The organism is Spongiibacter thalassae, assembly GCF_012272835.1.
Classification (GTDB): domain Bacteria; phylum Pseudomonadota; class Gammaproteobacteria; order Pseudomonadales; family Spongiibacteraceae; genus Spongiibacter; species Spongiibacter thalassae.
Genome location: NZ_JAAWWK010000001.1, coordinates 512,298 through 526,127 on the forward strand (window position 1 = coordinate 512,298; position 13,830 = coordinate 526,127).

Here is a 13,830-nt window from a genome sequence, read left to right on the forward strand (position 1 = left end):
TTACTCGGTCACCTTGCCGCGAAGAGACTTTATGCGGCTGTGCTTGGTCTTTTTATCCATGCGCTTGGCCTGGGAACTTTTGCTCGGTCGCGTTGGCCTTCGGGTTTTGCGCACCACCGCGACGCTGCGAATCAGCGCTTGCAGGCGCTCCAGTGCGTCCTCCCGATTTTGCTCCTGTGTGCGATGCTGCTGAGCTTTGATCACAATTATGCCGTCCTTGCTGACGCGCTGGTCTTTCAAATTGAGCAGCTCGGTCTTGTAGAATTCAGGCAGTGACGACGCGCGAATATCAAAGCGCAGATGGATGGCCGAAGACACCTTGTTGACGTTTTGTCCACCGGCCCCCTGGGCACGAATAGCAGTAAGCTCGATCTCGTTGTCGGGCAGGGCGACGGCGTTGGATATAACTAGCATGGGCTCCGATCCGGTTGGTGTGGTGAGTGCCTGTGAGTGGTTGGACACTGGGGCGTAGTCTGGCAGAGAGAGCGGGGCAGCTCAAATGGCAATATATCCGGAACCTTTTGGCTGACCCTGCATTGACGGCCTGTTTTGCAGCGATGGCGGGGCAATTTCCCTCTTGGTTTGAACTGCCATTTTTCTGACATACCAGTGTCATGTTGTCATGGAATACTTTCGGCCCATTACGCGAACAGCATTACGGAGTATCTCATGGGTCGTCGAAAATCCCGCCGGGGGCTATCTCGCCGCCGGTTTTTGCAGCGTCTGGGTTTTGGCAGTGCGGTGGTTGGCGCCGGTTTGACGAGTGCCGGTTCCGTTGCGGTAGCCAGCGCCAACAGTCGCCCGGGTATCGCGCGCTCGCAGGCAGAGTCCCCCTTTCAACATGGTGTCGCCAGCGGCGACCCGCTGGTGGATTCGGTAATTATCTGGACCCGGGTGACCATTGACCCGGATCTTGCCGCCGAAGTGCGTTGGGAGGTGGCGACCTCCGCGACGTTCGCCTCAGTGGTCGCTCAGGGAGTCTTCACCACCGACGGCAGCCGAGACCATACCGTCAAGGTCGATGTGGCAGGTTTGTCACCGGCGACGACGTATTACTATCGTTTCCAAGCGCTGGGTTTTCGCAGTCAAACCGGCAGAACCCGCACTTTGCCCGAGGGTGAGGTCGATCACCTGCGTTTTGCTGTGATGAGCTGCGCGAGCATGCCCCACGGTTTTTTCAATGCCTACCGGCGCGTGGCAGAGCGGGCTGACCTCGACTGTGTGATCCACCTTGGTGATTATCTCTACGAATACGGTAACGATGGCTACGGCAGCAATGTACAGGCGGGGGGGCGACTCTATGATCCTCCCCACGAAATGGTCAGTCTGTCGGATTATCGCCGTCGCCAAGCACACTATAAAAAGGATATTGACCTGCAGCGCTGCCACCAGCAGCACCCGTTTATATGCGTGTGGGATGACCACGAGCTGACCAATGATGCCTGGCGCGAGGGCGCGGAAAACCACACCGAGGGGCCAGAGGGTGTTTGGTCCCAGCGGGCGGCCATTGCCACTCGAGTCTACAACGAGTGGATGCCCATCAGGCTGCTAGAGCCGGGACGCCATGACCGCATTTATCGCCGTTTTCAGTTTGGTGCGCTGATGGATCTGGTGATGCTGGACACCCGCTTTATTGGCCGCGACGAGCAACTGGCCGGCCAGACGCCCAGTCAGGTGCCAGGGGTTGGCGGTTTCGGCTTCACCGACAGCGGCGAATTTGCCGACCCCGAGCGGGGGCTGTTGGGCGATGCTCAGCGCGGTTTCCTCGCTGCCAGCCTGCGGGAAAGCACAGCGCGCTGGAAGTGTATTGGCCAGCAGGTGATGTTCTCCCAATTAAAGCTGGTGGGCTTGCCCAATGCGGCGAACCTGCAAAACCCCGGCGGCCAGGGAGGGGTTTTTCTCAATGCCGATCAGTGGGATGGCTATCCCCGTGAACGGGAGAGGGTGTGGCGAATGATTCGCGGTGAAGAGGGTGAGCCGCCGGTAGACGACGTGGTGGTGCTCACCGGGGATATTCATACCGCCTGGAGTATGGATATCAATGAAGATCCCAATAATATCGCCGCCTATAACCCTGGCAACGGGGAAGGATCGATGGCGGTGGAGTTTGTGGCGACATCGGTGTCCTCGCCGGGGCTGGACGAGGTCGGTCAGGTCGGGGAAGAGGGCCTGAAACTGGAAAACCCGGCGATGAAATACATCAATCTGCGCGACCACGGCTACCTGTTGCTGGATATTACCGAGGAGCGCTGCCAGGGCGAACACTGGTTTGTAGACACTGTCGCCGCCCCTTCCACCGGTGAGTCGCTGGGCGCCGCCCATTTCAGTCGTTCCGGCGACAATCGCCTGCAGGCCAGCGTCGAGGCCAGTCCTGCCAAAACCAACCCACCGCCGTTGGCGCCCTATGAGGGAGTTCCACTATGAAGCCCGTATTAAGTATTGTTGGTTTGGCCGCGTTGTTAACCGCCTGTGGTGGCGGCTCATCCAGCCCTGCACCCAGCGAACCGCAGATGCCACCTTCGGCAGACCAGGCTGAAAAGGTGCTGCGCTTTATTGCGATTGGCGATACGGGCACCGGCGATGATGGCGATCCGGAGCACTTGCAATACCAGGTGGCGGATATGATGCGCAAGGTGTGCGCCTTGCGCGGCTGTGATTTTGCCGTGCTCGCCGGTGACAATATGTATGAAAGCGGCGTAAACGGCACCGACGACCCACTGTTCCAGGATGCCTTTGAAATACCCTACGGCGATATGGGTATTCCCTTCTATGTCGCGTTGGGCAATCACGATAATGCCATGTCGCCCATCGGTGAAGGCGCCGCCAATGCCAAGGGCGATTTTCAGGTGGCCTATACCGAGGTGTCTCCCTCCGGGGCGTGGAAAATGCCGGAGCGGTTTTACGCCCAGGACATTGTTGAACCCGATCAGGGAGAAGTGTTTGCCCAGTTACTGGTGTTGGACTCCAGCCCCATCAGCCACTTTTTTGACGACCCCAATGCCGAGTGGCGGGGCGATGCACTGGATGCCTATATTCTGGGACAGGCCAATTATTTTCAGCAACAAATTGCAGCCAGTGATGCACCGTGGAAAATCGCCCTGGCCCACCATCCCTATGTCTCCAATGGCCAGCACGGCAATGCGGGAAGCTATGATGTAGACGCCAATCCCGACCCCTGTATTGGCGCAGGCGGCGTGCCGCTGAGCGATTCCTGTCGCGGTGAGGAGTACAAGGCCTTTCTGGAAAACACCATTTGTGACAAGGCCGATCTCTTTATTGCCGGTCACGATCACGAGCTCTATTGGTTGATGCCCCAGGCCGAGTGCGGCAAAACCCAGTTTATAGTCTCGGGTGCCGGGGCGAAAAGCCGCGATGTGGTCGATGCCACGCGCAACCCGGCGTATTTTCAAATGGGTGCAACCTGGGGTTTTTTCTGGGTTGAATTGCGCGAGGACCGGCTGACAGCGGCGGCCTATGCCCTGTATCCCGACGGCACGGCCTACAACGCCACCGACGCGCAGCAACCGCTGCCGGTGTTTGAACATGTTGTGAGCAAACAACCGTGAACGCTTATCGGATGGGGCTGAGCTGGCTCACGGTGCTATTGTTGATTTCCTGCACTGATATGGGGCGGGTCTATCGCCATTCGGCCCATAATTTTGCCGTGCAGTTGCCGTCTGGCTGGTCCGCTGCCGAGCAATATCTCGGCAGTGACTTGTATCTATCGCCCCCTGCCGGACAAGCCAGCGCCTTGCGCTACATCAGTATCAACGCCAATCCTGTCAATGCCGACACCGGGGGCAAGGGGCAGGGCCTGGGCACCTATGTCGCCTTTCGTGAAGGACAAATACATCGATTTGCCAGCAACTACCAGACCCTTGCACGCGAGCGTCAGACCTTGGCTGACAAGGAGGCTGAGCGGATACTGGCCAGTGTGAAAATGGGCAGTCAGCGCTCGGTACATCTCACCTATTATGTGGTCGCGCAGGGTGTTGGCTATTCCCTGAGCGCGGTGCTGGCACCGAACTACTCCGACGCTGATATGCGCCGCGCTGAGCGATCTTTGCGAAGTTTCTCCCCTGGCTGATACGACGTTTTAAGCCCTGTTAAATGAGTACTGTGGGTTAACGCAAGCGTTGGCCCACTTAGTGCATTCTCCTTTTATGTAAAAACCCTTCGACGACGCTTCAGTGCACGGGAACAAAGTTCTCGATGAATCGAATTCGGCGCGGAATTTGTCTGTCATTAACGGGTCAACTACCAGTGCTACGCTGCTGGGCAAATAGCTGCTTTTCGGTGGTGCGGGTGCTCATTTATTGTGCGCGAGTGGAATTACTGTGGTTTTCGGGAGAGTGCGAATGAAGGAACTGGATTTAAGTAAATCCCAGACGATTGCGGCCCTGCGTGGCCGGCGTGTACTGATAACCGGTGCAACCGGATTTCTGGGCAAGGTCGTGATGGAAAAACTGATTCGCACGGTGCCGGATGTCGGCGGTATTTACTTGTTGATGCGCGGCAATCGTCACTACAAGGATGCGCGCAGCCGGTTTTTGCACGAGATAGCAACCTCGTCGGTGTTTGATGCCCTGCGCGAAGAGCGGGGTAAATGGTTTGAGGAGTTTTGCGAACACCGGGTTCACTGCGTGACCGGAGAGGTGACCGCGCCGCGTTTCGGCTTGTCGCGGTCGGCGTTTAACACGCTTGCCTCGGATGTCGATGCCATTATCAACTCTGCAGCGAGTGTTAACTTTCGCGAAGAGTTGGACAAGGCGCTGGAAATCAACACCCTGTCGCTGAATAACATTGCCGAGCTGGCCGAAGCGTCGGGAAATGTGCCGCTGATCCAGGTGTCCACCTGCTATGTCAACGGCTTCAATCAGGGGGAAATTAAAGAGCAGGTGCTGGCGCCCCAGGGTAAGGAGCTGCCTCGGCACGAGCAGGGCTACTTTGAAATCTACAGCTGTGTTGCCGCGTTGCAGGAAAAAATTGAGCACGTTCGTGGGCAATTTGAAGGGCGGGCGTTGAAGGGGGCACTGATCGACCTGGGTATTGAGGAAGCACAGGCCGCCGGGTGGAACGATACCTACACCTACACCAAATGGCTGGGTGAGCAGCTTCTGCTCAAAATGCTGCGTGGCTATCCCATGACTATTGTGCGCCCGTCCATTATCGAAAGCACGCTGCGCGAGCCCAAGCCGGGCTGGATCGAGGGGGTAAAAGTGGCGGACGCGATACTGCTGGCCTATGCTCGAGGCAAGGTGTCATTTTTTCCGGGCAAGCGCAGCGGTGTTATCGATTTGATTCCCGCCGACCTGGTTGCCAATAGCATTTTACTGGCCCTGGCGGAGCAGTTTATCGACCCTGGCAAGCACCGTATCTACCAGTGTTGCAGCGGTGGTCGAAATCCCCTGACCATGGGTAATTTCATCGACCATATCACCGCAGAGGCCAAGGAAAACTACCAGCACTACGACAAATTGTTCCAGAAGCCGCCCCAGCGCGATTTCAAGGCGGTGGACAAGCGCCTGTTTACGCTGGTCATCTCGACGGTGCGACTGGCATTGGCGCTGTTTAATCAGTGCCTGAGTAAGCTGGGCCTGCGCAAAAAGGTGCGGGCGAAGAAAAATATCGATGCGGCGATCGAACTGTCGGCCATCTTTTCCTTCTACGCGGTGCCCAAGTATCGCTTCCATAACGACCGCCTGTTGTCGCTGTCCAAGGCGATGGGGGCGGTGGATCAGGTATTGTTCCCGGTGGACTCCGGCGCCATAGACTGGCAGGACTACATTCGCAATGTGCATATCGCCGGACTCAATCACTATGCCCTCAATGGTCAGGCCCATAGTACCCGCAGCACCAGCTCGGCAATTGAGGCCGCGGCCAAAGCCATTACAGAAAAACAGCCCCAACGGGTACCGGCAAAAGGGGAGAAGGCGTGAGCTGACAGGCAGCGGCGCCTCAATCCCTCCAGCCTCTGAATTGCCCTTGTGCTGTTATTTCAGCCAGAGGCACAAGGGCAATTCAGTGATTTGTCCCCCGGTGACTGCTTAGCCTCGTTTATTTGAACCTGCCACACTATACTCACTGCGCAGCACCCGCGACTGGATGAGCTCCGGTCGCGGGTGCTGCGCAGTGGTTGGGCATGTTGTTTCTGAAAAACCTACTAAAATCAACATACTTATTTATTACGCAATTATTCCAGGCCACAGATACTAACAAATATATCAATGACCGATTTTGCTGGACTCAGCGAGATAACCTTTTTTACAATCGGACTCGCCCGAGCCCCGACAACGCGTTATTTGTTGGGCCATCAGGGCGATATAGACAGTATCCAATAGCGAATAAAAGTCAGGCTGTATCGCGTTTCTGTTCCAGGCGGGAAGTCCTGCGACAGCGCGTAGACCTACGGTCAAATCCCTTGCTACAAGGAGAGTTATGAAACATACCGCCAGTGTGACGTTAGTACTGACGGCCATATGGTTGGCAAATTCCGGCCACTATACTGCTCTGTTACTGGGCTTTGGTGTTGTTTCTATTGCCCTGGTGGTCTGGATTGGACATCGCATGGATGTCGTCGATCACGAATCCCAGCCCCTCCACTTGACCGGTAAACTTCCGGGCTACTATCTGTGGTTGTTGAAAAATATTATTGCCAGCAATATCGACGTGGTGCGCCGAGCATGGGTGGGCCCCTCGGCCATCAGCCCACAGTTTGAAACCGTTCCGGCAGACCAAAAAACTGATATCGGCCGAGTAATTTATGCCAATTCCATTAATCTGACGCCCGGCACGCTTTCGGTGGAAGTGGGTGAGGATACGATATTGGTGCATTCACTCACCCGGGAGGGCATGGTCAGCCTCAAGTCCGGAGAAATGAACCGCCGTGTGTGCGGGCTGGAAGAATGATGCTCACAGTAACCACAATTACCCTGCTGGTCGTGATGGCTATGGCACTGTCCCGGGCGTTTGTTGGCCCCACGGTGTTTGACCGTATACTCGCCGCCAACGTATTCGGCACCAAAACGGTGCTACTCATTGCCGTTGTCGGCTTTCTGTTTGGTCGCCCGGAGTTTCTCGATATCGCATTGGTGTACGCGCTGATTAACTTTATTGGCGTTGTCGGCATGTTGCGACTGATCGAATACCTGGAAGAAGACAAGCAGTCAACGGAGGACGGTCGATGAGCCCGCTGGAGATTATCAGTGCCGTCCTGTTGGCGATAGGGAGCTTTCTCGTGCTTTCGGGTGCCATCGGCCTGCTGCGCTTTCCCGATGTATACAGCCGTATGCACGCGGCGGGCATTACCGATACTCTGGGCGCGGTAGCCATTCTGTTGGGGTTGATGTTCCTCGCTGGTTGGACCCTGGTCCTGGCCAAGCTAATAATGATTTTGTTGTTTCTGCTACTGACGGGTCCCACTGCCAGCCATACCCTCGGCAAGGCGGCGTGGAAGTCTGGCTTGCAGCCCCTCACTGATGGTCGCGAGCCTGCCGGTGATAGCGGGAAGGGGGCTGAATAGTGGAATTGTTACTGGATATCAGCCTGCTCAGCATGTTGGTGGCCACGGCCATCGGTATTGCGGTAAGTCGGGATTTGCTGGCGGCGGTTATGCTGTCGTCAATTTACGGCCTGCTCTCAGCCAACTTTTTCGTCACCATGGATGCGGTGGATGTCGCCTTTACCGAGGCCTCAGTCGGCGCGGGGATTTCACCCCTGCTGATGTTCGCCACCCTGGCCATTGTCGGGCGTTTTGAACGCTATCCCCATCAGCGGGCGCTGCCGGCGTTGCTGCTGGTCGTTCTCACCGGCGCGATGCTGATTCTCGCTACCCTCGATATTCCAGCCTTTGGCGACCCCAATGCTCCGGCTCAGACCCATGTGGCACCGCGCTTCATCAACGAGTCCGGTACGGAGATTGGCATACCCAATATGGTGACGTCCGTGCTGGCCAGCTACCGAGGCTTCGACACCTTTGGCGAGGTGACCGTGGTTTTTGCTGCGGTGGTCGGCGTGCTTGCCCTGTTGGGTAGCAGTCTGCCCGCAGCGGGACGCAAACTGCCGGACACCCTGCTTCAGGCCAGTAATCACCGTATATTGCGCATCGTCAGCAAAATATTGGTGGCGCCGATCATGCTGTTCGCCCTCTACGTTCAGTTCCATGGGGACTACGGCCCCGGTGGTGGCTTTCAGGCAGGGGTGATTTTTGCGGCAGCGATAATCATCTACACCATGCTGTTTGGCCTGGAGGCTGCGATGAAGGTGATTAACGTGACCGTGTTGCGGGTGCTCGCCGCCTTTGGCGTATTGCTTTACGGCTCGGTGGGCCTGGTGGCCATGCTCAATGGCAAGAATTTTCTCGATTACGATGCCCTCGCCGCAGACCCGGTACACGGGCAGCACTACGGCATTATTGTTATCGAGCTGGGTGTCGGCATTACTGTGGCAGCGGTAATGATGCTGATTTACTTTGCCTTTGCCGGCCGATTGATTGACCGGAGTCACAAGTCGTGAGCGTGTTGTTTTCACACTATAACTACTGGGTGGTCATCGTATTGATGATGATCGGATTCTATATCGTGATCGCCCAGGGCAATCTGGTAAAGAAGCTGATTGGCCTCAATATTTTTCAGACCTCTGTTTTCATCCTGTATATCAGTGCCGGTAAGGTTTCGGGGGGCACCGCGCCCATTCTTGCCGATGGCATAACCCTCTATTCAAATCCCTTGCCCCATGTGTTGATTCTTACTGCGATTGTTGTGGGCATTGCGACGACGGCCCTTGGTCTGTCGCTGATTATTCGCATCCGCGATACCTACGGCAGTGTGGAGGAGCAGGATGTGAGAGCCGCAGAGGGCAACAGGAAACAGGAATCGTGCTAAGTCATTTACCAATATTACAGGTTATTCTGCCACTGCTTGGCGCGCCCGCTTGCCTGATACTCTGGCGGCCGCGAATTGCCTGGGCTTTTTCGTTTTTCATCAGCGCCCTGGCGTTTATTATCAGTGGCCTGTTGCTGAAACAGGTGTGGCAGGGCGGCGAAATCGTCTATGCGCTTGGGGGCTGGGAAGCACCCTGGGGTATCGAGTATCGCATCGACCTGCTCAATGCCTTTTTGCTGCTGATCGTCTCCGGCCTGAGTACGGTCGTGCTGGCCGGCGCGAGACAAAGTGTTGCCAGAGAGATTCCCGCTGAAAAACAGACGCTTTTCTATGTCGCGTGGTTGCTGTGCCTGGCGGGCCAGCTGGGCATTCTTGCTACCGGCGACGCCTTCAACGTATTTGTGTTCCTGGAAATCTCCTCGCTATCAACCTATACACTGATTTCCCTGTCCCGTCAGCGCGAAGCCCTGTGGGCGGCGTTCCAATACCTGATTGTCGGTACCATTGGTGCGACCTTTGTTCTGATCGGCATCGGCTTGATGTATATGATGACCGGCACCCTGAATATGGCGGATCTGGCCCAGCGCCTGCCGGAGGTGGCTGATACCCGTACGGTCTTCGCTGCCTACGCCTTTATCATTGTGGGTGTGTGTTTGAAGCTGGCACTGTTTCCACTCCACGCCTGGTTGCCCAATGCCTACACCTTCGCCCCTTCGGTGGTGACCGCGTTTCTGGCGGCAACCGCGACCAAGGTGGCGGTGTATCTGCTGATTCGCTTCAGTTTTACTGTTTTTGGAAAAGATTTTTCCACCTTTGATGTGCCGCTGCACTCCATATTCATTGGGCTGGGTTTGATCGCCGTGTTCAGTGCCTCGACAGTGGCGATCATGCAGCGCAACATCAAGCGGGCCATTGCCTATTCCAGTGTTGCCCAGATCGGCTACATGATAATTGGTCTCGGGCTGGGCAGTGTGCTTGGCCTGCAGGCAACGCTGCTACACCTCTTTAACCACGCATTGATGAAAGGCGCCTTGTTTATGGCCATGGTGGCTATGATGCTGCGCATCGGCGGAATTACCGTTGACGATATTGCCGGTCTGGGCAAACGCATGCCGGTTACCGCACTGGCTTTTGTTACCGGTGGTCTGAGCCTGATCGGTGTGCCGCTCACAGTCGGCTTTGTCAGCAAGTGGTATCTGGTGAGCGCGGCCTTCTCTCAGGGTATGTGGCTGGTGGCACTGCTGGTGGTACTCGGCTCTTTGCTGGCGGTGATGTATATCTGGCGTCTGGTGGAAATTATGTACTTCCGCGAGTCACCGGAACAGGCACCGAGAGGGGAGGCGCCGTTGACGGTGCTGCTGCCCTTGTTGCTGTTGGTGCTGGGTAATATCTACTTTGGTATTGATACGCGCCTGCCGGTGTCGGTCACCGAGGCTGCTGCGAGTTCACTGCTTGTTGAAGCCTACCAGGGCGTCCAGGTGGGAGGTGCAAAATGAACGCTGCACACCTGCTGAACTGGACCCTGCTGATACCGCTGCTGGCGGTGGTGGGAATTGTACTGTGCTCCCGCTGGGAAAACCTGCGTGAAACGGCGTCGTTGGGTGCGGCGGCAATATTATTTGCGGTGGTTTGTACCCTCTACGGGAATTTGCGTGACGGCGTCGAACTGGCGGTTCACTGGATAGAAATTCTGCCCGGCCTGGCAATTTCCTTCCGCGTTGACACTATGGGTATGGTGTTTGCGTTGATCGCCAGCTCGCTGTGGTTTGTCACCGTGCTCTATGCCATAGGCTATATGCGCGGCCACGACGAACAGAATCAAACCCGGTTTTACGCCTGTTTTGCGGTGGCGATCAGCGCGGTGATGGGCATCGCCTTTGCCGAAAACCTGTTTACCCTGTTTGTGTTCTACGAAGTATTGTCGCTGTGTACTTATCCGCTGGTGACCCACGCCGGTAATGAGAAGGCGAAAAACGGCGGCCGGATTTATCTGGGTATTCTGCTCGGTACGTCTATTGCCCTGTTTCTGCCGGCGATTATCGGCACATGGATGCTGTCGGGTACGCTGGACTTTACCCCTGGTGGGGTCTTCCCTGAGGGTACCTCTCCGGTGCTGTTATCCGTGTTGCTGGTGTTGTTTGCCTTCGGTATCGGCAAGGCGGCCTTGATGCCCTTCCACCGGTGGCTGCCCGCGGCCATGGTTGCGCCGACGCCGGTATCGGCCTTGCTGCACGCGGTAGCGGTGGTAAAGGCCGGTGTGTTTTCGGTGGTCAAGGTGGTGGTGTTTATCTTTGGCATCGACACTGTGGCGGATCTGCCGGTTACCTCCTGGCTGGTCTACCTCGCCGGGGCGTCAATTCTGCTGGCGTCGCTGGTGGCCATGCGCCAGGACAACTTCAAATCCCGGCTGGCCTATTCCACCGTCAGCCAGCTCGGCTATATTACCCTGGGCGCCTTTATGGCCAGCCAGGCCGCGATCGTCGGCAGCATGTTGCACATCACCATGCACGCCTTTGGCAAAATCACCCTGTTCTTCTGTGCCGGGGCAGTCTACGTCGCCCACCATAAGAGCGAGATCAGTCAGCTCGACGGTATGGGACGGGTAATGCCGGTGACCTTTATCGCCTTTACGCTGGGGGCGCTGTCGATTATTGGCCTACCGCCCTTGGGCGGGGTGTGGAGTAAGTGGTTCCTGATGATGGGCGCCCTGGACAGCGGTTACCTGATAATGCTGGCGGTGCTGTCGATCAGCTCCCTGCTCAATATTGTCTACCTGCTGGAAATTCCCGCAAGGGCCTTCCTGCGTCCCGCGCCCGCTGGCGCAAGCCTGCAGGAGGCTCGCCCCAGCTCGGTAGTGGCAATGGTGATTACCACCCTTATGTGTATTGCACTGTTTATCTATGGCAGTGACCTCTATGAATTCATTCGCTCAGCGAGGCTCGTCTGATGTCATCTGATCAACACGGTGAACGTCCACGCTGGCTGGACCGGCCGGAAACCGTCACCCTGATCGTCCATTCGTTGTGGGTGATTTGCGCCGCGCTGGTGGTGGCGGAATTTTTCTACCACAAGCATCCCTATTTTCGTTTTGATGGCAGCTTTGGCTTCTACGCCATTTTCGGTTTTGCCGCCTATTGCTTTATTGTGCTCAGCGCGAAAAGGCTGCGTCGATTAATCAAGCGGGAGGAGGGCTACTACGATGAGTGAGTTGCTACTCAATCCTGCCATTTTGATGATGGCCGCTGGCCTGGTAGCGCTGGTATTGCCCCGGCGTGCGCTGGGCATCTGGGCGGTTGCGGTGCCTCTGGCGACACTGTGGCTGCTGTGGACCCTGCCCCAGGGTGAGGCGGGTCGGTTAACGGTTTTTGGTATCGAACTGATTACTCGACGCATTGACGGTCTGAGTTTCGTCTGGGCAGTGATCTTTCATATTGCGGCCATTCTTGCCGGTCTCTACGCCTGGCATGTGCAGGACAGGGTGCAGCAGGTCGCGGCGCTGATCTATGCCGGCTCGGCCATTGGTGCGGTATTGTCCGGTGATTTACTGACCCTGTTCCTCTACTGGGAACTGACAGCCCTGTCCTCGGTGTTGTTGATCTGGGCCTCGCGGAACCCCACCGCGACAAAGGTTGGTTTTCGCTATCTGGTGATACAGGTGATTTCCGGTCTGCTGCTGATGTGCGGCGCACTGGTGCTGTACCGTGATCAGGGTACTGTAGCCTTTGGACATATCGGCCTGGAAGGTTTGGCTGGTTGGCTGATATTTATTGCCTTCGGCATTAAATGTGCCTTCCCGTTGCTGCACAACTGGTTGCAGGATGCCTATCCACAGGCGACACCGACCGGCACTGTGGTGTTGTCGGCCTTTACCACCAAGCTGGCGGTGTATGCCCTGGCCCGTGGCTTTGCCGGTGAGGAACTGCTGATTACGATCGGCGCGGTAATGACTGCTTTCCCGATTTTCTTTGCTGTCATCGAAAACGACCTCCGCCGGGTGCTGTCCTACAGCCTCAACAACCAGTTGGGCTTTATGGTGGTCGGGGTTGGTGTCGGCACCGAGCTGGCGCTGAACGGGGCGGCAGCCCACGCCTTTGCCCATATTCTCTACAAGGCTCTGCTGTTTATGTCGATGGGGGCCGTGCTGCACCGTGTGGGCACGGTGAAGGCCAGCGAGCTGGGCGGACTTTACAAGTCGATGCCGGTCACCACGATTTTCTGCATTATCGGCGCGATGTCTATCTCGGCCTTTCCGCTGTTTTCCGGTTTTGTCACCAAGTCGATGATTCTTACCGCCGTGGGTGGTGAGGGCTATTGGGTGATCTGGACAGTGCTGCTGTTCGCCTCGGCCGGGGTACTGGACCACTCCGGTATCAAGGTGCCATTTTTTACCTTCTTCTTCCACGATGCTGGCCATCGAGTGAAGGAAGCGCCGTGGAATATGCTGCTGGCGATGGGTATCACCGCCTTTCTGTGCATTGGCATCGGCGTTTATCCCGAGCCGTTGTACGCGATTTTGCCCTATCCGGTCGACTACGCGCCCTATACCGCTGCCCATGTGATAACCCAGCTGCAGCTACTGATGTTTGCCGCACTGGCCTTTGCGGTGCTGATGCGCAAGGGCTGGTACCCGGAGGAAATACCATCAACCAACCTCGATACCGACTGGCTCTACCGGCGTTTACTGCCGAGAGTCATTCGCTCGCTGTTGAATGGTATGTGGGCCATTGATCGCGGGGCCAGAGCAGGGGCTATGGCAGTGGTGAATGGCGTTGTTGAGCGTATGGCGAAAAGCCACGGCCCTGAGGGATTGATGTCGCGGAATATTTCAATCGGGGCAATGGTGAGCTGGGTGTCCTTGTTTCTGGCGATCTACCTGTTTCTGAGCTTTTATTGACGAAGCGGGAAACGCTTGATGGGAGGATTTTTGCGTCTCCCGTCACACTTCTCC

The 13,830-nt window shown here is 56.6% G+C and carries 14 protein-coding genes; 13 read left to right on the forward strand and 1 reads right to left on the reverse strand.

Annotated elements, in window-relative coordinates:
- On the reverse strand, window positions 1-414 hold the full coding sequence (gene arfB, locus HCU74_RS02120; protein ID WP_168448739.1) for an alternative ribosome rescue aminoacyl-tRNA hydrolase ArfB: 414 nt from the start codon (window positions 412-414) through the stop codon (window positions 1-3).
- A 255-nt stretch (window positions 415-669) separates the two neighbouring features.
- Here arfB and HCU74_RS02125 point away from each other — a divergent pair, with 255 nt between their 5' ends.
- The 13 genes from HCU74_RS02125 (at window position 670) to HCU74_RS02185 (ending at window position 13,776) form a co-directional block, all read left to right on the forward strand.
- Entirely contained in the window at window positions 670-2,424 is a 1,755-nt protein-coding gene (locus HCU74_RS02125; RefSeq protein ID WP_168448740.1) for an alkaline phosphatase D family protein, read from the forward strand.
- Window positions 2,421-3,566, forward strand: coding sequence for a metallophosphoesterase (locus HCU74_RS02130; protein ID WP_168448741.1), 1,146 nt, complete (start codon window positions 2,421-2,423; stop codon window positions 3,564-3,566). Before HCU74_RS02125 ends, HCU74_RS02130 begins: the two co-directional genes overlap by 4 nt.
- Window positions 3,563-4,087: a hypothetical protein gene (locus HCU74_RS02135; RefSeq protein WP_168448742.1), complete on the forward strand. Its 525-nt coding sequence runs from the start codon at window positions 3,563-3,565 to the stop codon at window positions 4,085-4,087. Before HCU74_RS02130 ends, HCU74_RS02135 begins: the two co-directional genes overlap by 4 nt.
- A gap of 271 nt (window positions 4,088-4,358) precedes the next feature.
- Window positions 4,359-5,939, forward strand: a complete 1,581-nt coding sequence (locus HCU74_RS02140) for a fatty acyl-CoA reductase (protein ID WP_210425075.1) — start codon at window positions 4,359-4,361, stop codon at window positions 5,937-5,939.
- 499 nt (window positions 5,940-6,438) lie between these two features.
- Window positions 6,439-6,909, forward strand: coding sequence for a Na+/H+ antiporter subunit E (locus tag HCU74_RS02145; protein WP_168448743.1), 471 nt, complete (start codon window positions 6,439-6,441; stop codon window positions 6,907-6,909).
- Window positions 6,906-7,187: an MrpF/PhaF family protein gene (locus HCU74_RS02150; RefSeq protein ID WP_246864395.1), complete on the forward strand. Its 282-nt coding sequence runs from the start codon at window positions 6,906-6,908 to the stop codon at window positions 7,185-7,187. The genes HCU74_RS02145 and HCU74_RS02150 overlap by 4 nt, the downstream gene beginning before the upstream one ends.
- The gene (mnhG, locus tag HCU74_RS02155) at window positions 7,184-7,522 is read left to right on the forward strand and encodes a monovalent cation/H(+) antiporter subunit G (RefSeq protein ID WP_168448744.1); all 339 of its coding nucleotides are present in this window, start codon (window positions 7,184-7,186) and stop codon (window positions 7,520-7,522) included. Before HCU74_RS02150 ends, mnhG begins: the two co-directional genes overlap by 4 nt.
- The gene (locus HCU74_RS02160) at window positions 7,522-8,514 is read left to right on the forward strand and encodes a Na(+)/H(+) antiporter subunit B (protein ID WP_168448745.1); all 993 of its coding nucleotides are present in this window, start codon (window positions 7,522-7,524) and stop codon (window positions 8,512-8,514) included. The genes mnhG and HCU74_RS02160 overlap by 1 nt, the downstream gene beginning before the upstream one ends.
- A complete protein-coding gene (locus HCU74_RS02165; protein ID WP_168448746.1) occupies window positions 8,511-8,882 on the forward strand; it encodes a cation:proton antiporter subunit C in 372 nt (123 codons plus the stop codon). Before HCU74_RS02160 ends, HCU74_RS02165 begins: the two co-directional genes overlap by 4 nt.
- Entirely contained in the window at window positions 8,876-10,378 is a 1,503-nt protein-coding gene (locus HCU74_RS02170; RefSeq protein ID WP_168448747.1) for a proton-conducting transporter transmembrane domain-containing protein, read from the forward strand. The genes HCU74_RS02165 and HCU74_RS02170 overlap by 7 nt, the downstream gene beginning before the upstream one ends.
- On the forward strand, window positions 10,375-11,829 hold the full coding sequence (locus HCU74_RS02175) for a proton-conducting transporter transmembrane domain-containing protein (RefSeq protein WP_168448748.1): 1,455 nt from the start codon (window positions 10,375-10,377) through the stop codon (window positions 11,827-11,829). Before HCU74_RS02170 ends, HCU74_RS02175 begins: the two co-directional genes overlap by 4 nt.
- Entirely contained in the window at window positions 11,829-12,089 is a 261-nt protein-coding gene (locus HCU74_RS02180) for a hypothetical protein (protein WP_168448749.1), read from the forward strand. Before HCU74_RS02175 ends, HCU74_RS02180 begins: the two co-directional genes overlap by 1 nt.
- Entirely contained in the window at window positions 12,082-13,776 is a 1,695-nt protein-coding gene (locus HCU74_RS02185; protein ID WP_168448750.1) for a Na(+)/H(+) antiporter subunit D, read from the forward strand. The genes HCU74_RS02180 and HCU74_RS02185 overlap by 8 nt, the downstream gene beginning before the upstream one ends.
- Window positions 13,777-13,830 lie beyond the last annotated feature (54 nt).

Excerpts from the sequence above, each read along its gene's own strand:
- arfB (WP_168448739.1), bottom strand. The coding sequence starts at position 414 with ATGCTAGTTATATCCAACGCCGTCGCCCTGCCCGACAACGAGATCGAG.
- HCU74_RS02185 (WP_168448750.1), top strand. The coding sequence starts at position 12,082 with ATGAGTGAGTTGCTACTCAATCCTGCCATTTTGATGATGGCCGCTGGC.
- HCU74_RS02145 (WP_168448743.1), top strand. The coding sequence starts at position 6,439 with ATGAAACATACCGCCAGTGTGACGTTAGTACTGACGGCCATATGGTTG.
- mnhG (WP_168448744.1), top strand. The coding sequence starts at position 7,184 with ATGAGCCCGCTGGAGATTATCAGTGCCGTCCTGTTGGCGATAGGGAGC.
- HCU74_RS02180 (WP_168448749.1), top strand. The coding sequence starts at position 11,829 with ATGTCATCTGATCAACACGGTGAACGTCCACGCTGGCTGGACCGGCCG.
- HCU74_RS02150 (WP_246864395.1), top strand. The coding sequence starts at position 6,906 with ATGATGCTCACAGTAACCACAATTACCCTGCTGGTCGTGATGGCTATG.
- HCU74_RS02130 (WP_168448741.1), top strand. The coding sequence starts at position 2,421 with ATGAAGCCCGTATTAAGTATTGTTGGTTTGGCCGCGTTGTTAACCGCC.
- HCU74_RS02125 (WP_168448740.1), top strand. The coding sequence starts at position 670 with ATGGGTCGTCGAAAATCCCGCCGGGGGCTATCTCGCCGCCGGTTTTTG.
- HCU74_RS02140 (WP_210425075.1), top strand. The coding sequence starts at position 4,359 with ATGAAGGAACTGGATTTAAGTAAATCCCAGACGATTGCGGCCCTGCGT.
- HCU74_RS02175 (WP_168448748.1), top strand. The coding sequence starts at position 10,375 with ATGAACGCTGCACACCTGCTGAACTGGACCCTGCTGATACCGCTGCTG.